Origin of the sequence: Chryseobacterium sp. 3008163, from assembly GCF_003669035.1 — a bacterium.
Taxonomy (GTDB): domain Bacteria; phylum Bacteroidota; class Bacteroidia; order Flavobacteriales; family Weeksellaceae; genus Chryseobacterium.
Genome location: NZ_CP033070.1, coordinates 3,024,357 through 3,043,058, shown reverse-complemented (window position 1 = coordinate 3,043,058; position 18,702 = coordinate 3,024,357). Strand labels below are relative to the sequence as shown.

14 protein-coding genes and 1 pseudogene are annotated in these 18,702 nt (G+C 35.9%); 7 read left to right on the top strand and 8 right to left on the bottom strand.

Annotation, left to right across the window (positions count from 1 at the left end):
• The first annotated feature begins 7 nt into the window (after nucleotides 1–7).
• Genes rnc through pyk form a run of 3 tightly spaced genes read left to right on the top strand, consistent with a single transcriptional unit; the run spans nucleotide 8 to nucleotide 2,661 of the window.
• A complete protein-coding gene (gene rnc / locus EAG08_RS13875; protein WP_129535959.1) occupies nucleotides 8–772 on the top strand; it encodes a ribonuclease III in 765 nt (254 codons plus the stop codon).
• Nucleotides 750–1,223 (top strand): IPExxxVDY family protein, encoded by a 474-nt coding sequence (locus EAG08_RS13870; RefSeq protein ID WP_129535958.1) that lies wholly within the window; start codon nucleotides 750–752, stop codon nucleotides 1,221–1,223. Before rnc ends, EAG08_RS13870 begins: the two co-directional genes overlap by 23 nt.
• A complete protein-coding gene (pyk, locus tag EAG08_RS13865; protein WP_129535957.1) occupies nucleotides 1,216–2,661 on the top strand; it encodes a pyruvate kinase in 1,446 nt (481 codons plus the stop codon). The genes EAG08_RS13870 and pyk overlap by 8 nt, the downstream gene beginning before the upstream one ends.
• A gap of 49 nt (nucleotides 2,662–2,710) precedes the next feature.
• On the opposite strand, the gene EAG08_RS13860 is transcribed toward pyk, so the two are convergent.
• From EAG08_RS13860 to hutI, 5 genes and pseudogenes are all read right to left on the bottom strand, one after another.
• Nucleotides 2,711–3,277: a thioredoxin family protein gene (locus EAG08_RS13860; RefSeq protein WP_129535956.1), complete on the bottom strand. Its 567-nt coding sequence runs from the start codon at nucleotides 3,275–3,277 to the stop codon at nucleotides 2,711–2,713.
• Nucleotides 3,278–3,343: 66 nt separating this feature from the next.
• Nucleotides 3,344–4,635: pseudogene (locus EAG08_RS13855) on the bottom strand (aldehyde dehydrogenase family protein).
• Nucleotides 4,636–4,763: 128 nt separating this feature from the next.
• On the bottom strand, nucleotides 4,764–5,678 hold the full coding sequence (gene hutG, locus EAG08_RS13850; RefSeq protein ID WP_129535955.1) for a formimidoylglutamase: 915 nt from the start codon (nucleotides 5,676–5,678) through the stop codon (nucleotides 4,764–4,766).
• 14 nt (nucleotides 5,679–5,692) lie between these two features.
• Nucleotides 5,693–6,634 carry a DUF695 domain-containing protein gene (locus tag EAG08_RS13845; protein ID WP_228446580.1) on the bottom strand — a complete coding sequence of 314 codons (942 nt, stop codon included), beginning with the start codon at nucleotides 6,632–6,634 and terminating at the stop codon, nucleotides 5,693–5,695.
• A gap of 159 nt (nucleotides 6,635–6,793) precedes the next feature.
• The gene (gene hutI, locus EAG08_RS13840; protein ID WP_129535954.1) at nucleotides 6,794–8,020 is read right to left on the bottom strand and encodes an imidazolonepropionase; all 1,227 of its coding nucleotides are present in this window, start codon (nucleotides 8,018–8,020) and stop codon (nucleotides 6,794–6,796) included.
• Nucleotides 8,021–8,229: 209 nt separating this feature from the next.
• On the opposite strand from hutI, the gene ruvB reads away from it, so the two are divergent.
• The 4 genes from ruvB to coaE are packed head-to-tail and all read left to right on the top strand — an operon-like array spanning nucleotide 8,230 to nucleotide 11,381.
• Entirely contained in the window at nucleotides 8,230–9,252 is a 1,023-nt protein-coding gene (gene ruvB, locus EAG08_RS13835) for a Holliday junction branch migration DNA helicase RuvB (RefSeq protein ID WP_047444967.1), read from the top strand.
• A gap of 1 nt (nucleotide 9,253) precedes the next feature.
• On the top strand, nucleotides 9,254–9,871 hold the full coding sequence (locus EAG08_RS13830; protein WP_129535953.1) for an FMN-binding negative transcriptional regulator: 618 nt from the start codon (nucleotides 9,254–9,256) through the stop codon (nucleotides 9,869–9,871).
• Between the two features lie 11 nt (nucleotides 9,872–9,882).
• Nucleotides 9,883–10,749: an MBL fold metallo-hydrolase gene (locus EAG08_RS13825; protein WP_129535952.1), complete on the top strand. Its 867-nt coding sequence runs from the start codon at nucleotides 9,883–9,885 to the stop codon at nucleotides 10,747–10,749.
• A 2-nt stretch (nucleotides 10,750–10,751) separates the two neighbouring features.
• Nucleotides 10,752–11,381, top strand: coding sequence for a dephospho-CoA kinase (gene coaE / locus EAG08_RS13820; RefSeq protein WP_129535951.1), 630 nt, complete (start codon nucleotides 10,752–10,754; stop codon nucleotides 11,379–11,381).
• A gap of 132 nt (nucleotides 11,382–11,513) precedes the next feature.
• Here the strand turns inward: coaE and EAG08_RS13815 are convergent, their stop codons facing one another.
• The 3 genes from EAG08_RS13815 to EAG08_RS22210 all read right to left on the bottom strand — a co-directional run bounded on the left by EAG08_RS13815 (nucleotide 11,514) and on the right by EAG08_RS22210 (nucleotide 18,668).
• The gene (locus EAG08_RS13815; RefSeq protein ID WP_129535950.1) at nucleotides 11,514–15,266 is read right to left on the bottom strand and encodes a fibronectin type III domain-containing protein; all 3,753 of its coding nucleotides are present in this window, start codon (nucleotides 15,264–15,266) and stop codon (nucleotides 11,514–11,516) included.
• A gap of 382 nt (nucleotides 15,267–15,648) precedes the next feature.
• Complete coding sequence (locus EAG08_RS13810) at nucleotides 15,649–18,063, bottom strand: reprolysin-like metallopeptidase (protein ID WP_228446579.1); 2,415 nt, start codon at nucleotides 18,061–18,063, stop codon at nucleotides 15,649–15,651.
• An 89-nt stretch (nucleotides 18,064–18,152) separates the two neighbouring features.
• A complete protein-coding gene (locus EAG08_RS22210; RefSeq protein ID WP_228446578.1) occupies nucleotides 18,153–18,668 on the bottom strand; it encodes a hypothetical protein in 516 nt (171 codons plus the stop codon).
• Between the last annotated feature and the right edge of the window lie 34 nt (nucleotides 18,669–18,702).

The window sequence follows — 18,702 nt, the reverse complement described above, 5'->3', positions numbered from 1 at the left end:
TTACTGAATGGAGTTACAGAAATACTTTTCTAAATTCCTTCTCAAACAAAGAAAAAAAGTATTAACGGAAAGAGATTATTTCCTGAGCATTGAGCTTAATAAAATTTTAGGCACACCCGTTCAGAATATCAACTTTTACCGCGAAGCTTTTTCTATTAAAAGTTCTTCTAAAAATCAAGATAGTAACTACGAAAGACTTGAGTTTTTGGGAGATTCTGTTTTGGGTACAATTGTTTCATGTCATTTGTTTAGCACTTATCCTAAAGGTAACGAAGGATATATGACGCAGATGAAATCTAAAATTGTAAATAGGAAGAATCTGAATAAATTAGGAGAAGATTTAAAACTTACCGATCTTTTACAAAAAAACAACAATTCTGCTGCTTTAGGAGAGAATATTTCAGGAAATCTCTTTGAAGCTTTGGTGGGAGCTGTTTACCTTGACTTTCAATATGATACCTGCAAAAGAATCGTATTGGAAAGATTGCTCACGCCTTCAGAAATCAACAAGCTTGAAAATAAAATTGTAAGCTACAAAGGTCTTCTGCTAGAATGGAGCCAAAAGAAAAAGGTCAACATTAAGTACGAAACTTGTGAAGAAATTCAGGTGAACAAGAGTATTGTTTTCCGCTGTCACGTGTGGTTAGGTGATGAAAAAATTGCCAACGCTACCGAAACTTCCAAAAAGAAAGCCGAAGAAAAATCGGCACAAAGAGCATTTTATATTTTAAATAAAAAAGAAAATATACTTGGAAATCCAAAAACTGTATGATCTTGACGATATAGAATTTGAAGATATTACCATTGGTTTGGTAAGATTAGCTAAAAATATACCCGATCATGAGTTTTTTTTCAAAATAAATCAAGGAAACGATTTGAAATTTTCAAGAATTAAAGATCTTGTTTTTCACGGAGTTTACTACGATTATTATTTTCCAAGATTTGAGGCATACCACAAGTTTACAAAGACCTGCTTCACTTTTATTTCTAATAAATCTTCAGATAGTAAACAAAAAAAGTTACAAACTGAACTCTTCTCAGAAGAAGAAAACATTAAATTTTTATTAAATAATCAGACAGAAGTAGAATATATTCTGCATAGTCCGGAACAATTCACTGATTTTTCCGTAATTTTGCTGCCTGAAAATCTTGTGTTTCCAATTCAAGATTACAATTTGAGTTCTGAGGATGAACTCTATCAAATAATACAGTATTATGAATAAGTATTTAAAGAAGACAAAAATTATCGCAACGCTTGGACCCGCTTCCTCATCAAAGGAAGTAATGTTAGGATTGATGAAAGCTGGTGTTGACGTATTTAGAATAAATTTTTCACACGCAGATTACGATTTAGTTCGTTCTAATATTCAAACCATCAGAGAGCTTAATAAGGAATACGGATATTCTGTAGGTATTTTAGCAGATTTACAAGGTCCAAAGCTAAGAGTTGGTGTTGTAAAAGAAGGTTCTTACTTAAATCCTGGTGACGTTTTAACGTTTACCAACGAAAAGATTGAAGGAGATTCTACCAAAGTATACATGACGTATCAGCAATTCCCTCAAGATGTGAATGTTGGTGAAAGAATCTTGATTGACGATGGAAAATTGGTTTTAGAAGTTCTTGAAACAAATAAAATTGATACTGTAAAAGCTAAAACGATTCAGGGTGGACCTTTGAGTTCTAAAAAAGGGGTTAATCTTCCTAATACGAACGTTTCACTTCCTGCATTGACAGAAAAGGATATTTTGGATGCCAATTTCATGTTGGATATGGAAGTTGACTGGATTGCACTTTCTTTTGTACGTCACGCACAAGATATTATCGATTTGAAAGAATTGATGTCTAAGCACCCGAACGGTAAATTTAAAACACCAATCATCGCTAAAATTGAAAAGCCTGAAGGTGTAAAAAATATTGATCAAATCTTATTGGAATGCGACGGATTAATGGTTGCCCGTGGAGATCTTGGGGTAGAAGTTCCGATGGAAGAAGTTCCTGCGATTCAGAAAACTTTGGTTGAGAAAGCGAGATTCTATTCTAAGCCGGTAATTATCGCTACTCAAATGATGGAAACGATGATCAACAGTTTGACACCAACAAGAGCGGAAGTAAATGACGTTGCCAACTCTGTATTGGATGGAGCTGATGCCGTGATGCTTTCTGGTGAAACTTCTGTAGGTAGATATCCTATCCAGGTAGTTGAAAATATGGCGAAAATTGTTCAAAATATTGAGCAGACTAATTTTTATCAACATAAAAATGAGCCGATTGAAAAAGACTTCAACTGTATTGATGAGAGATTTATCACAAACAGAGTTTGTCTTGCTGCGGTAAGAATTGCAAAGAGCACCAACGTTTCTGCTATTGTTACTTTAACGAATTCAGGATACACAGCGTTCCAGATATCTGCTCACAGACCAAATTCTCACATCATTGTTTACAGTGCCAACAAGCGTGTAATCACGATGCTGAATTTACTTTGGGGAGTTCGTGCTTATCATTATGATATGCATAAATCTACAGATGAAACAATTATTCAGGTAAATATGCTGACACACAATCACGGTTATATTGAAACCGGAGATTTTGTAATCAACATCAACGCTACTCCATCTTATGAAGGCGGAAAAACGAATACTTTGAGATTAACAACAGTTTAATCTTTTTGATATAAATAAAAAACTCTCGAGAATTCTCGAGAGTTTTTTGTTATTTCTTTTCTAGTAATGGTAAAACAATTCTTTTGATTGTAGACGTATCATCTTTCCATTGCGGATATTCTTTGTTGTCTTTCCAATTGGTAACCAATTGCACTTCTCCGGAATTATTCAAAACGATATACTTCGACATATCCGGAATAACCTCATATTGACTAGGCGTAATTTCCTTCACAAAATCTTTATATTTTCTACCGTTTTTCTTTTCCCTATCTTTTAAAATAACAATTTTTGCATCCGGATAATCTTTGAGTACATAATCCATTGCAATTTTTGTCCTTTCACTTCCTTCATTATCCATGAGAAGAACATAGGAGTCAACATTGTATTCTTTTTCGATTTTCTTAAAATTCGGCAGATGATAAAGACAAGGCTCACACCAGCCGGCAAACGTGAAAAATATCGTATTTCTTTTGTCAGAGTTTTTTGCTAGACATTTTAAATCCTCAGTACCTACTTTATAAATATCAAAGTCCGATTTTTTCAAACCACACTTTTCTTCTTGGGAGAAAACATTCTGTGCGATCATAATTCCAACGAGAATGAAAAGTTTTTTCATAGATTATTTTAAATATTCATGAAAATAACAAATTAAATTTAAAAGTCAGGAATTTATATTAAAGAATTATTTCCCTAAAATAGTCTTCGCCGTCACAAACTCTTTTAAAGCCAATAAAGAAAGCTCCGTTCCATATCCTGAAGACTTTGTACCTCCGAACGGGAAACGTGGGTCAGAACTCGTCATTCTGTTGATATTCACCGTTCCTGATTCCAATTCATTGATGAAAAATTGCTGACGGTCTGTATTTTGTGTCCAAACTGAATTTGAAAGTCCAAAAGGAATATTGTTTGCCATATCCAGAGCTTCATTATCGTTCTGAGCAATCATGATCATTCCCAAAGGACCGAATAATTCTTCCTGCAAAATAGGATTGCCTTCTTTCACACTGATTAATCCCGGCTTGAATTCTGTATCTGAAATTCTCTCTAAAGGAATAAGAGCTTCTGCCCCATTATCTAAAGCCTTCTGATATTGTTTTTCTAAATCATCTGCCAAATCTGGTCTTGCCATTCCTCCTAATTTTGTTTCCTTATTCATCGGATCGGCAGGAACATATTTTTTATATTCTTCGATAAATTTAGGTAAGAAATCAAATTCAATATCTTTCTGAATGATAAATCTTTTTGCCGCAACACAAGTCTGTCCGCAGTTTTGAAGTCTTGCCAGAGCACCAACTTTCGCTGCTTCATCTAAATCTGCATCATCCAAAACGATAAAAGCATCGCTTCCTCCCAATTCAAGCAAAGATTTTTTGATTTTCTGTCCGGCAATTGATGCGACTTCGGCACCCGCTTTTTCGCTTCCGGTAAGACTTACACCTTTAATTATCGGATGTTCAAGAATTTCTTTTACTTCTTTGTGCCCAACTTCTAAGTTCTGAAAAACACCTTCAGGAAAACCAGCTTCCAAAATATTTTTTCTATAGCATTTCCACTTCCGAAACATATTGAAGCATGTTTCAGAACAACGGTATTTCCAGCTAAAATTGCAGGCGTTGCAAATCTTAAAACCTGCCAGAAAGGAAAATTCCAGGGCATAACTCCCAAGATTACCCCTTTCGGAACATAATGAATCTCAGAAATTTTATATTCAGATTCTATTTTTTCGGGTTGTAAAACGTTGTCAGCTTCCGCATAATAATTCATCATCAACGCACATTTTTCTACTTCTGAGATAGATTGCGAAATGGGTTTATTCATTTCTTTGGTAATGATGATGCCAAATTCTTCTGACTTTGCTTTAAATAATTCTGCAGCCTTTTTAATTAATTTTTGTCTGTCTGCAAAAGGTACTTTTTTCCACTCTGTAAAGGCTTTATCTGCTTTTATGAGTTTACTTTCGATTGATTGTTCCATGTCGTAATTTCATTTAAAAAATTCAAAAATGAATTTTCTGCTTTTGGATAAAGCATGAGTAAGGCAACAAAATATGTTCCTTCGTTATATTTAAAAAAATGATAATCTCTATTGACTTAATTTGTCTTTTAGATCATCAGCCATTCATTTACCAAGCTCGCTGCCAACCTCGCTGTCCTTTCCTGAATATCATATTGAGGATTCACTTCAGCAACATCTAATGCAACGAGTTTTTCGCTCTTTAAAATATGTTTGTAAAAATGCATAAAAGCGGCATCCGTAAACAACCCGTTGTAGGCTGCGGCTGAAACTCCGGGAGCGATTGCGGCATTGAAAACATCCATGCAAATCGTAAGATAAACCACATCCACAGACTCTATCAACTCAGTAATACGTTCGTACACCGATGGAAGATTTTCAAAAAACAGTTCGTCTGCTAAAATATATTTCATCCCAAACTGATGAGCGGTATCAAACAATTTTAAAGTATTTGAATTTCTCTGAATTCCAATATGCAGCGTATGATTGTTTTCTTCCTGAGCAATTTGCCAAAATCCGGTTCCGGAACTTGCTCCAACTCCGGTCTCCGGCCTGCGGTTGTCAAAATGAGCATCGATATTGATGATTCCAATTTTTTTATCGGGAAAAGCATTTCTAATTCCTGAGTAATGGGCAAAAGTGACTTCATGACCGCCACCTAACACGAGAGATTTCGCACCTTTCGCTAAAGCCTGAGCAACATTTTCTGCAAGAGCATTTTGAGCTTTTTCTAAATCTCCGTCTTCGCAAGTAATATTTCCAAAATCAAGCATCGAAAAATCCGGCAAAATCACAGGGAAATTAGCCATGTTTTTTCTAATAATGTCCGGTGCATCTTTCGCTCCTACTCTGCCTTTATTTCTTTTAACACCTTCATCTACTGCAAAACCATGTAAAACGAAATCATTAGTTATAATAAGATCATGATTTTCTGCTTCCTGCACACGCTGAAAAAGTCTGTGAAACAATGGTTCTTCTCCGTCTAATCTTCCTTGCCAGATCATAATTTTATCTAATTTTAATTGATATTATAGCGTTCGAAACTTTGCCAGTATTTGTCTTTATAAATTTCGAGTGACATTTTATATTCGGGGTTGTCTTTGATAATTTTTTGGAGAATCTTTGAAACAGACCTGAAATCTTTACTTGCAAAATAAATTTCTCTTACCCCATCTGCACTTTCTCTTCCAATGTAAAGATTTCCTTCCTCATTTTTCAGATTCTGAAAAGCCGTTTCTTCTATGGTATTTAATTTCTCGTAGTCTTCGTTTTCTGGAAGCCCGTTATTTTCTTCTCCATTGTAGTGAATTTTTAAAACTGAAATCCATGGATACGAAGCTTTAGCATCATATTTTAATGAAGTTGTATTAATTGTAGCAATCAATGGCAATCCGTTATTTAAGACTGCTTCGAGAACAGTGTAAGCATCTTCTTCACTGAAATCTTTTACGTTTTTATATTTTTCCGTAAATTCTCTTTCTCGCCACTGCAAGTAATCTTTCAGTTTCGTGATTGGGATGAGTTCATTTTTGACTTCATCTTTTCCAATGACGTTAAAAGTATCGATCTGCGTTGCAAAATTTAATTCACCTAAAAAATTATCCAAAAAGATGCAGACTCCTGTTACTGCAGAATCTTTATTATCGGCGTTCAAATGATCATAAACGAATGTGATGTCAATCTCGTCTGGATAACCTTCGATTTCATTTGCGTAAAAGTGAATGTTTTCTGTATTGAATTCAAGACCTTCCATACGAATGCCGCTGTCTAAATTCATCTCCGGTTTTAGTGCCGTAAACTTCCATTGATTTAACTTCGGAGCGGCAGCAATAATTTCTTCGGCAAAAACGATATTTTTAATTTCACCTTCTGCAGTAATAATCAATTCTACGGTTTCATCGTCGCTCATCCCTGCAAGAAAGTAAAAACCTACATTGATCTTGCGTAGTTGAGATGACATCAAATCAAAAAAGTCAGTTTCAATATGAGTGCGGTTTTTCACAATCGCATGAAACTCTTTTTCTTTCGTTAAAAACCAATTCCAGAAATCCTGATAGGTTTGAATTTCAACATCAACATTTTCTTCTTTTTTCCGAAAACTTTATCAAATATTCCCATCTTATTTTACTTTTGTGCCATCAATAAAAACACTTTCAGCTTTTAAACTTCCCTGATTGTACAATACATTCTGGAAATTATCTGTTTTATAAGTTACAAAATCTGCTTTCATATCTTTTTCCAACCTGCCTCTGTCTTTTAAACCTAATGCAAAAGCTGAACGGAAAGTCATTCCTGCCAAAACTTCAGCGGTAGTTAGCTTTTCATACGTTGCTAAAATTGATGCCTGCGTAATTAAATTTCCCATGGGTGCAGAACCCGGATTCCAGTCACTAGCTATTGCCAAAATTGCGCCAGCATCCAATAATTTTCTTGCGGGTGTAAACTTTTCTCCCAAACCTAAACTTGCGCCGGGCAAAGCGGTTGCAACGGTATTTGACTGAGCTAAAAATTCAATATCTTCATCAATGGTCGCTTCTAAATGATCTGCAGATTGTGCACCCACTTCGACAGCAATTCTTGAACTACCAGGTGTAAATTGGTCTGCATGAACCGTAATTTCAAAACCTAAGTCTTTAGTTTTAAGTAAAAACTCTTTGCTTTCTTCAGGTTGAAATGCTGACTTCTCAATAAAGATATCGACTCTATTGGCAAGGTTTTCTTCTTTTACTTTGGGTAAAATTTCAGCTAAAATATAATCTAAATATACTTTATTGTCTCCCTCAAAATCTCTAGGCTTCAAGTGTGCAGACAAACAAGTCGGAACTAATGTTGCCTTAGTTTGAGACTGTGCATTTTTGATGATTCGAAGCATTTTTAATTCGTTTTCTACATCTAGACCGTAACCACTTTTCACCTCAATTGTGGTGATTCCTAAAGCTATTAAAACATCAATTCTTTCTAATAAAGTTTTTAATAACTCTTCTTCAGAAGCATTTCTGGTATGTTGAACGGAACTCCAGATTCCACCACCGCTTTCGGCGATTTCAAGATATGTTTTCCCTGCATTTCGCATGGCAAAGTCATTGGCACGGTTTCCTCCAAAACAAATATGGGTGTGAGAATCAACAAAAGCAGGAAGAACGATTTGCTCTCCTTCAATTGCTTCAATCTCTATATTTTGATTTTCTGATTTTAAATTTTCAAAGTTTCCTACTTTTTGAATTTTGTGATCATCCACTAAAATTCCGCCATCAACAATAACTTCAAGTTGCTCGTCTGAAAGTTTTCCTCTTAAGGGAAGATTGGCAAGTGTAACCACCTGCTTGAAAGGTCCAATTAATTTCATTAAATTAAGGTTAAGTTTGAGGTTGTGGCCGAAACCGCAACGTTGAAATTTTCTCTCTCAAAATTACTTAAAATATATCAATTTGCTAAATCACGTGTCTTCAGACTTGTAACCTCAGACTAAACCTTAAACTCAGCCTGAAATTTTCCTCAATCTCAGTCTCAGCCTAAACCTAAATTTGTTATCTTTGAGGTAAATGAAATGAATTAATGCCAGATTTTTTACATCCTGATAAGGAAAATTATTCCGATGACGAACTCGTACAGGAAGAAAAAATTCGTCCGCAGAGTTTTAAAGATTTTGCGGGACAAAGAAAAACATTAGAAAATCTTGAAGTTTTTGTGGCTGCCGCAAAGAATCGTGGGGGTGCGCTCGATCATGTTCTTCTTCACGGTCCGCCAGGTTTGGGAAAAACAACTTTATCTAATATCATTGCCAACGAATTGGGAGTGAATTGTAAAATTACCTCGGGTCCTGTATTGGATAAACCAGGAAGTCTTGCAGGATTGCTTACCAATTTAGAGGAAAATGATGTTCTTTTTATTGATGAAATTCACAGGCTATCACCGATTGTGGAAGAATATCTTTATTCTGCAATGGAAGATTACAAGATTGACATCATGCTGGAAACCGGTCCGAATGCTAGAAGCGTTCAGATCAGTTTAAATCCTTTCACATTAGTTGGTGCAACTACTCGAAGCGGAATGTTGACAAAACCGATGTTGGCGAGATTTGGGATTCAGAGCAGATTAGAATATTATTCAATTGAATTACTTTCAACTATTATTATCAGAAGTGCCCGTGTTTTGGGTGTGACCATTTATGAAGATGCCGCAATTGAGATCGCAAGAAGAAGCCGAGGTACACCAAGAATTGCCAATGCGTTGTTGAGAAGAGTTCGTGATTTTGCAGAAATAAAAGGAAACGGAGAAATTGAAATCAACATTACAACGTATGCTTTGAATTCTTTAAATGTTGATGAATTTGGTTTAGATGAAATGGATAATAAAATCATGCGCGTGATGATTGAAAATTTCAAAGGCAAACCTGTGGGAATCTCAGCTTTGGCAACATCCATCGCTGAAAACCCAGAAACTTTGGAAGAAGTGTATGAACCGTTTTTAATTCAGGAAGGATTTATCATCAGAACGCCAAGAGGACGTGAAGTGACGGAAAAAGCATACCGACATTTGAATATTGCTATACCGAGAAATCCGGGAGAATTATTTTAATATGTTTATACCTAAAATATACCGAAGTGAAGATGATCATTTGATGAAAGAAATCATCAGAAAGAATGCTTTTGCTTTACTGATCTCGTCGGAAAATAAAATCAGAGCAACACATTCTATGATGATGCTCAATGAAGATAACCCAGAGGAAATATACATTGAAACACATATTTCAAGAGCTAATCCACAAGCCAAAATACTGAAGGATGGCGACGAAGTTTTATGTGATTTTTTAGGAGCACACACTTATATTTCAAGCAGCTGGTATAATCATTTGAATGTTTCTACTTGGAATTATGAGGCTGTTCAGGTTTATGGAAAAATCAAACTTATGAATCACGAAGAACTTTATAATCATCTTGAAAAACTTACTTCAAAATACGAGCAATCTCAAAAATGCCCGGTATTCGTAAAAGATATGGGTAAAGAATTTGTAGAAAAGGAAATGAAGGGTGCTTTTGGTATTAAAATCTTTCCTACTGAAATTTATATCAATCAAAAGCTGTCTCAGAACAGGAAAGAATCAGATTATCAAAATATTATTTCTAATCTGGAAAATTCCGGCAATGAAAACAGTAGAAAAATTGCCGACAAAATGAAATCAATACAAATTAAATAACAATATACTATATGAAACTATATCCTATCCAATGCGGAAAATTCAAGCTCGACGGCGGAGCCATGTTTGGAGTCGTCCCGAAAAGTCTGTGGGAAAAAACCAATCCGGCAGACGAAAGAAATTTAATTGAATTAGGAACCCGTTCTTTACTCATTGAAGACGGCAAAAAGCTTATTCTCGTAGACTGCGGCCTCGGCAACAAGCAAGATGACAAATTCTTCGGCCACTACTCTCTTTGGGGCGATGACAGTTTAGATAAAAATTTAAAGAAATATGGTTTTGTAAAAGAAGACATTACCGACGTATTTTTTACACACTTACATTTTGACCATTGCGGTGGTGCCATCGAATGGAATGATGATAAAACAGGCTACAGACCTGCCTTTAAAAATGCTCAGTTCTGGACGAATGAAAATCATTGGCAATGGGCAACAGAGCCAAACGCAAGAGAAAAGGCAAGCTTTTTAAAGGAAAACATTTTACCTATTCAGGAAAGCGGGCAGCTTGGGTTTTTACCTCTTCCGGTTAACGGAAATTACGGTTTCTCACCAGACCTTAAAATGGATGTTATCTTTGTGGATGGTCATACCGAAAAACAAATGCTACCGGTGATTCAATATCAGGAAAAAACCATTGTTTTTGCAGCCGATTTAATTCCTACTGCAGGACATATTCCACAAGTGTATGTGATGGGTTATGATACAAGACCATTATTGACCATTGAAGAGAAAGCAAAGTTTTTGAAGCAATGTGTAGATAATGACTATTTATTATTCTTTGAGCATGATGCTCATAACGAATTGGCCAGCCTTAAAATGACTGAAAAAGGAGTGCGTTTAGATGAAACATTTAGTTTTAATGAAGTTTTTGGTTATTAATTATGGAAGAATTACTTGCAGAAACTCAAAAAGCAGAGCCTGATTCTGCCTCGAAAATAATAGGTCTTACCGGTGGAATTGGTTCCGGTAAAACAACAGTAGCTCAGTACATAGAAGACTGCGGTTTTCCGGTTTATTATTCTGATGACAGAGCTAAAACAATTGTGAATGACAACGAAGTCGTAAAGAATAAAATCAAAGAACTTCTGGGTGCAGATTCTTATGATGAAAATAACATTTACAATAGGAAATTCGTTGCCGGAAAAGTTTTCAATGATGAAGAGTTGTTACTTCAGTTGAATGGAATTATTCATCCCGCAGTACGTTTAGATTTTGAGGAATGGGTACGCAAGCAAACCAAATATCTGGTTTTTAAAGAAACCGCTTTGTTGTTTGAATTAAAGCTTAATCTTCAATGCTACAAATCTCTTTTGGTAACCGCAGAAGACAATATAAGACTTAAAAGAGTGATGGATAGAGACTCCAAAACCTACCGTGAAGTGGAGACCGTAATGAATAATCAAATGCCTGAAAAGGACAAGATAAAATTAGCTGATTACGTTATTTATAACAATACTAATCTGGATGATTTAAAAGAGCAGACTGAAAAAATTATTTTTGAAATTGAATAATTATAATTAGCACATTACAAATAAAAACCGTTGAATTATCAGCGGTTTTTTTATGCCTAATTATCTAAGATCACAAAAAAATAAGCTCTCATTTCTGAGAGCTTATTCTGTATTTAGAATTTATTATTTAAATTATTCTTTAATAAATTTCTTCTGAGCAGTACCCTGAGCGTCTTCTATGTCAATAACATAAACTCCGTTGATTAGTCTGCTTACATCAATCTTATTGTTTAAGATTAATCCGCTTGATACCACTTGTCCTGCAGCACTGTAAATTTTATAATTCGCTTTTTTGCTGATATTTTTTACATTTAAAACTGTGCTTACCGGATTCGGATAAATTAAAATTTCCGTTTGGTTAAGAGCATTTGCAACACCTGGCTTAGATATTCTTACCGTATAATCTTCAACTTCACCGTTTTGGAAGCTTACGCAATTTACCGGAATTTCATCTTTCGCCATTGCTACTCTCATTCTTACATATTTGTAATCTGTCATACTTACAAATGCATCAGCTGGTACATTGAATGTTGCAGATACTGAAGGATTAATGTTTGGTCCATCAGCCATGATTCTTTCATTTAAATCGAAATATCCATTTCTGTTGAAGTCGATCCAAACTGCTACCCCTGTAGGAGATGTACCTACTGTTTTGTCAACTGTAATCTGATTACCTGTAGAACCTTGAATTAATTCAATATACTTCGCAGGAATTGCAGTAAAGTCAGAATACGTACCTCCAGTAAGATCTTCATTGACCATTTCTAGCTTACCTGTCGGCTTAACAGTAACTTTATTAATAAAGTATTCTGATAGTGTCGTAGCAGTCATCTGGCAATAAACCACAGTCGGTGTTGTAAAGTAGTAAGGAGGGGTAAAGTTACCCGGAGTTCCACTACATACATTTGCTACCTGCATTTCGTATTTAGTTAATTCTAATAATCCAGTTAATGTATAAGTATTTGTATTAACATTAATAGTCGTCCAACTTGGAATTCCTACTTTTCTGTATTTTAAAATATAACTTCCTGTCGCTCCTGCACCTGTAAAGGCATCCCATACTACTTCAGCACTTGTAGGTGTTAATGTAGTAATTGTCAATCCTGGAGGAGGTATCTCACAAACTCTTACCGTAGTAAATACTTGAGGGTTTGACCAAGGATTGTCAATCGTTGTTCCGTTACATCTACTTCTCACTTGCACTTCATAAGTTGTGAATGAAGTCAAATTTGGAAGTGTATAACTGTTTAAAGGAGGCTGAGGTGTTCCGCCTGTAGGAGCGAACCAACCAGGAGTACCAACAATTCTCCACCTTAATTCATAAGATGCGTTTGCAACAAGTGGATTCCATGTCACTAAAGCCGATGTAGCAGTAATGTTAGAAATTACAACATTTGGAGGTGTAGGGTCACATTTTGTTGTAAAGACATTATTTGAATAAACGCCAATAGTATTTCCACTGTTACATACCGCTGCAACTTCTACTTCATAAGTTGTCACAGGTAAAAGAGTACCAGCAAAGGTATATGTTTGAGTAGTACCAGGTACAGCAGCCACATCAATAGGACCGGCTACAGGCAACCATGTAGTAGTACCTACCGGTCTATATCTGATTTTATAGTCTGCACCGCCAGTATCTTGTGGCCATGTAATAGTAGCTGAATTATGTGTAACAGAAGCTGCTGTAACAGTAACTACAGGTGTAGCTGTACTACAAACTCTTAACACAATATTATCTATTGCAGCTGGAGGCTGAGTTCCACCACCACCATCGTTTCTCCATTCAAATACTAAACGCATCACAGTACCTGCAAAAGCAGATAAATTCAAGTTTGCATTCGAGTAGGACTGCCATGTACCTTGAAGGTTATATTGTCCTATTAATACTCTTCCAGTACCTGCGGTAATTAAAGTTCCCGGAGTTGGTAAAAAATTAGAAGGAACTAACCATACTTGCAAGTAATCATACTTGAAAGTCGTTCCTTCCCCTTGCCCTTTCCAATCAAAAGAAAAAGTTGCTATCGTTGTACCATTAGGAATTGTAATATCTCTATATGCCTGTACAGTACTTGTTGTATGTGTGTAAGCATTAGTTACGCCATTATCATTTGATATATATAATGATTGAGCAGGGTTTCCTGTAGCATTACCACGAACCCATTTATTGGTCTGAGTGCCATTTAATAACCCAAGATCATTACCTGTAGTAAAGTTTTGAATATATGGTAGTGTAGCAGGAATCTGAGTTGTCATTACAGATACAGGTTCTGATAAATCACTTTGATCTGTACCACTACAAATTGCTCTAACCCAAATATTATATGTGGTACTAGGAGCTAAACCTGGAATTGTATAACTTGTACTCGTACCTGGTACACCCACTATTTGAGCTGTAGGAGGAGGAGTATTGGTAGTACTATAATAGATTTGGTATCCATTTGCAGGCTGTGTTGTAGGCGGATTCCATGATATACTAGCTGTATTCCCTGTCACTGCAGTAGAAATAACCCCTAAAGGCTCTATACATGTAGGAGCGACTCTTAGTCGGAAATCATCAACACCCATATACCAAGGGGTGAAATTAGATGATGTGTTCACAGCAAAATTATATGTTCCTGTAGTTGTAGGAGTATAATATACTTTATATTGAGTATAAGCACTCGTACCTTGTGTTGCAGTGATAAATGTACCTAGATTTGTAGCCCCAGTCATAGATTGTGAAGTATTCACCAAAACATTACCTGTATAACCGATTAGAGAACTAGTAGTTCCACCAGTATGATAATAGTATGAAAATTCATAAGTAGTTCCTGCCGTTAATGCAAATCCTGGAGTCCATAATTGGCTCGCATTTGTATTACCATATTGTATTCTGACATAATTTGGCGCAGATCTAGGACCTGGAGATGTTGTAGAAAATACTGCATTTGATGATGTCCATGCACTAGTTCCTGTGACATTTTTCCAACAAGGAGGTAAAATTCCAGCACCTAAAGTTGTCATAGAATCGAAATTCTCTATCCAAGGTAATGCATTTACGGGCACACATAAAGTCATGAATGACGGCATCGGTGTCCACGTACTTAAATCGGTACCAGTACATTTTGCTCTCACCCATACATAATATGTAGTGATAGGCGTCAATCCTGTGATATTCGCAGTGGTAGTAGCACTTTGTACAGAATTGGTTGCATTTAGCGGAGTAGTCGCAATAGGAGCTACACCCGTTGTATTGTAATAGATATCATAACCGTTTGCCGGCGCTGGTGTAGGAGCAGTCCAAGAGATATTTGCATTTGTTGCTGACACGTTAACCAAAGTAAGATTAAATGGAGCTAAACAAGATGGTGCTGCCCCTTGAGACATTACAACATTATCAAAATAATAGTAGCTATCGTTTGTACCAGACTGAACGTAAAATCTCACATATAAATTACCCGCCAATGGACTGAATGTTATCGTTCTCGTCGCACAGGTATTAGCTGTTATGTGATTTGTTGAGTTTACAGTGTAGGCAGTAGTCCATGGACCACCCATGTTGTTTGAATATTGTACAGCTATTGTACCAATAGTTGCTGCTGGAGTAGCAACAGTTCCGGCAGACCAATTCGTAATTTTATAATCAAACGACATGGTTACGACCCCTTGGTTATTACCAGGAATATTTGGAGATGTAAAATCTCCTGCATTCCCACTGTATCTGTTTCCTCTTATGGTTCCTCCGGTAGTACCACAAATTTGGTTTGCGGTAGCATCTCTAGAAAAAACACTGCTTGTGGATGTCCAGTTACTAAGTCCCGTGGCCGTCCAGTCTTGCGTATAGTTGACTTGGGCCATGAGAAATGCGCCATAAAGTAATTGACACATGAGTAGAAGTTTCTTCATAATATTAAATATTAAAATAAAATTGGATACTAAGGTAATTTATAATTTTACCATTTAAAGAATCTGTAAAATCATGAGCACTATTTGTTCTTAAAACACAATAATTATTGCTAGATAACAGACTGGTTGTATACCTATCACATGATTTAAGTCTATTTATCAAACTTATTTTCATGAAACGACTAGGATTTAATAAAAAAGTAAAGGATTTCCTCATAGGCTATATTTATTTTATTAAATACAAATCTAATCATTTTTTGTTATTTGCTGATATTTTTGGCATTTTTTTTTATTACAACTACACTTAAACTTAACTTATGATTACATAATAAAAAAAATCCCCAGCAAAAACTGAGGATTTATTAAGTATTAAGATGTTTTGTTATTTCTTAATGAATTTAGAATTGAAACTATCTTTCCCTTTGTCGTCGATTGAAATTACATAAGCTCCTTTGATTAATGAAGATACATTAATTTTTCCATTGCTAATACTTCCATTACCAACTAACTGACCAGCTGCACTATAAATTTTGTATGTAGCTTTGTCTGAAACTTTAGTAACATTTAAAATATCACTTGCCGGGTTTGGATATATTTGGATACCATTATTGGCACCTGATGTTTCGTTTGTACTCAAAGGAGACGCAACTACAACATTATAATCTTCTACCTCGCCATTCGGGAAAGATCCACATGCAAAAGAATCTGGAATACTAGCACCAACAGACTGAGGAGTCAATAACACAGTCACGATTCTCATTCTTAATGAAGAATTTGTAACTGCTGTTGCCGGAACTGAAAACACAGCCGTTTTCGTAGTTACACCAAGTGGCAAAGCTTGTGCTGGCATATTTAGAACTCTTTCACTAGCATCAAAAACACCATTTTTATTGAAATCAATCCATACAGCCATTCCGTTAACTGCAGCATTTGCTGAAGTAGTAGTCAAAGAAACACTCAAAGAATTATTCGTACTATTAGGCACCAAGTTCACTTGCAACGCACTGTTGGTTGTAAAGTTTGAATATGTAGTACCACCTGTCGTATTATTTACAGTAGCCAATGTCAAATTAGAAATATAATTTAATTGTCCACTACTACTTACTGAAGCACAATATGGTACAGCTGTAGTTGAAAAATTAGTAGAAGCAGAATAAGCCCCCGGAGTACCCGCACAAGTAGCTGAAATTTGTACTTCGTATGTTGAAGCATCATTCAAGCCTGTCAATGTTACAGTTGGAGAAGTAGAGGTCGTTTGTAACCAAGTAGTTTGCCCCACAACTCTATATCTAATTGTGTAAGTAGCATTGGAAACTGGGGTCCAACTAATAACTGCCCCACTTGGAGTGATATTACTTGCAACAACTCCAGTAGGAGCAGAGCCATCACATGGAGCGAATGCAGCAACAGTTATTTGACCAATTGCATAGAATACATTGTTAATAGATGAAATTCTCAATTTAATAACTTGTCCATTTAATGCAGCTGGAAAAATAAAATTTTCACTACCATCATTAGGAGTAGAATTTGTTACAACAACCCAAGAAGCACCATTATTTGTCGTATAATCAATTTTGACATCTGTAACATTATATGGAGCTGTATTAGTATTTGAAACCGCCCAATCTATTGGAGTTGAAACACCACCATTTGCATATTGACTAATGACCTTAAACGGGCCATCATTTCCGACAACAATTTGTTGAAAATTATAATCTGCTTGTTGCTGCGTTGCAATAGGACTATTATCTCTTACAGTAACTGCAAAGTTTGTAGTTCTTGCTACTTTAGAAACAGATTCCCATGTAGTATTACTATTATCTACTAGACCATTTAATACGGTTTCTAATTTAGGGAAATAACGAGCTGGGCTTGTCGTTGGGCTGACTGATCTGAATGTAGCTCCTGAAGCAGTAGTTCCTAAGTTTGTTCTAGTAATAACAACACCTGCATTATCAACTTCTTCCCATGTATATGTCATAGGGTCGTTCTCAGGATCAGTCGCTGAAGCTGTAAGCACAAACGCCGTTCCCTTAGGAATACTATATGTTGCCATATCAGCTATTACAGGAGGATTATTTGTAATAGTAGTTTCTACGTCACATGTTTTATTTATCAAATTTTCATTTACCTGATCTAAGCTGATTACATGGAAATAAGGATCTGAATGTGGCTGAACATCGGTGTTTGCTCCACCAGTAATACCTGCATATCCCATAATTGTAGATCCAGAACCTGGTTCCATCTGAGAAATCGCGCCCTGCATAGTATGTGCAAAAGTATGATTAGCACCTAATTGATGTCCTAATTCGTGAGCAACATAGTCAATATCAAAGTTATCTCCAGAAGGAGGATTTGCCGCAGTTGGATTTACAGATCCAGTTGCCGGAGAGGTAATTCCCGATCCTTTACCATAACCTACTACAGGATCATAACCAGTACCTACCGGGCTCATACACACACAGCCAATACAACCTGCATTTCCACCGCCGCCAGAAGCACCAAATAAATGTCCTACATCATAATTAGCCTGACCAACAACACTTGCCAATACATCTCTTAGAGAAGTATTCCAAGACCCTGGTGGTGCATTCGGGTCTGTAACAGTAGCATAAGGATCTGTAGAAGCATTAGTGTAAATAAGCTGAGGGTAACTTAATATATTTAAATGTAGTGCAAAGTCTTTTTCAAAAACACCATTTACCCTAGTAATTGTTGCGTTGATCTGAGTTAATGCACCTGTTACACCTCCAAAAAAATTCGTATATTCAGCTGTTGTCGACATTGCCAACTTCATTGTTCGATACTTCTTATCGTAACTTTTATTAAAAGTAGTTGGTTGATTTGAAAAAGATTTACCACGTTGAAGTAAGTTATCAATTTGTTTTACAGCAGAAGGAGCTTCCTGTGTAGAGCATAAAAATCCGAATTCATTTTTTGAGATTTTGGGTGTACTCTATACACTGTTTTGTCTGCATTTGCAGGTTCAATGAACTCATATTCTCCACCCTTGATAATCATTGATTGAAAATCTGTTGGAGCAACAGAAAATCTTAAAAATTTTGTAGGATCATCGATTCCGACACCTACATAAGAGCCTAACTGATATTGGTCAGCCAAATCTTTTGCAAATACAGGAGAACTATACACTGAAAATTTTTCTACTTTTCCAGATAAAGTAGGTAATGAAATCTCGACAGCTTGTGCTGTAGATCCCATTTCGTGTGCATTTCTTAACTGTAATCTGATTTTAGCTAAATCCAGCGTGTAATAACTTTCTACTGACGTGGCTTTCACATCACCTGCCCGTTTGGGAACACTTGAATAGGTAGTAGGTACCCACTGAGCAAAAGCTGAAGCACCAATCATACTACAAAATAAAGCAGTAATGAGTTTTTTCATATAATTGAATTATTTTTATTTTTCCAAATATAGC

Bases quoted from the DNA above. Each gene is read 5' to 3' on its own strand.
- rnc (WP_129535959.1), top strand. From the start codon at position 8: ATGGAGTTACAGAAATACTTTTCTAAATTCCTTCTCAAACAAAGAAAA.
- pyk (WP_129535957.1), top strand. From the start codon at position 1,216: ATGAATAAGTATTTAAAGAAGACAAAAATTATCGCAACGCTTGGACCC.
- EAG08_RS13860 (WP_129535956.1), bottom strand. From the start codon at position 3,277: ATGAAAAAACTTTTCATTCTCGTTGGAATTATGATCGCACAGAATGTT.
- hutG (WP_129535955.1), bottom strand. From the start codon at position 5,678: ATGATCTGGCAAGGAAGATTAGACGGAGAAGAACCATTGTTTCACAGA.
- EAG08_RS13845 (WP_228446580.1), bottom strand. From the start codon at position 6,634: ATGTCATCTCAACTACGCAAGATCAATGTAGGTTTTTACTTTCTTGCA.
- hutI (WP_129535954.1), bottom strand. From the start codon at position 8,020: ATGAAATTAATTGGACCTTTCAAGCAGGTGGTTACACTTGCCAATCTT.
- ruvB (WP_047444967.1), top strand. From the start codon at position 8,230: ATGCCAGATTTTTTACATCCTGATAAGGAAAATTATTCCGATGACGAA.
- EAG08_RS13830 (WP_129535953.1), top strand. From the start codon at position 9,254: ATGTTTATACCTAAAATATACCGAAGTGAAGATGATCATTTGATGAAA.
- EAG08_RS13825 (WP_129535952.1), top strand. From the start codon at position 9,883: ATGAAACTATATCCTATCCAATGCGGAAAATTCAAGCTCGACGGCGGA.
- coaE (WP_129535951.1), top strand. From the start codon at position 10,752: ATGGAAGAATTACTTGCAGAAACTCAAAAAGCAGAGCCTGATTCTGCC.
- EAG08_RS13815 (WP_129535950.1), bottom strand. From the start codon at position 15,266: ATGAAGAAACTTCTACTCATGTGTCAATTACTTTATGGCGCATTTCTC.
- EAG08_RS13810 (WP_228446579.1), bottom strand. From the start codon at position 18,063: ATGAAGTTGGCAATGTCGACAACAGCTGAATATACGAATTTTTTTGGA.
- EAG08_RS22210 (WP_228446578.1), bottom strand. From the start codon at position 18,668: ATGAAAAAACTCATTACTGCTTTATTTTGTAGTATGATTGGTGCTTCA.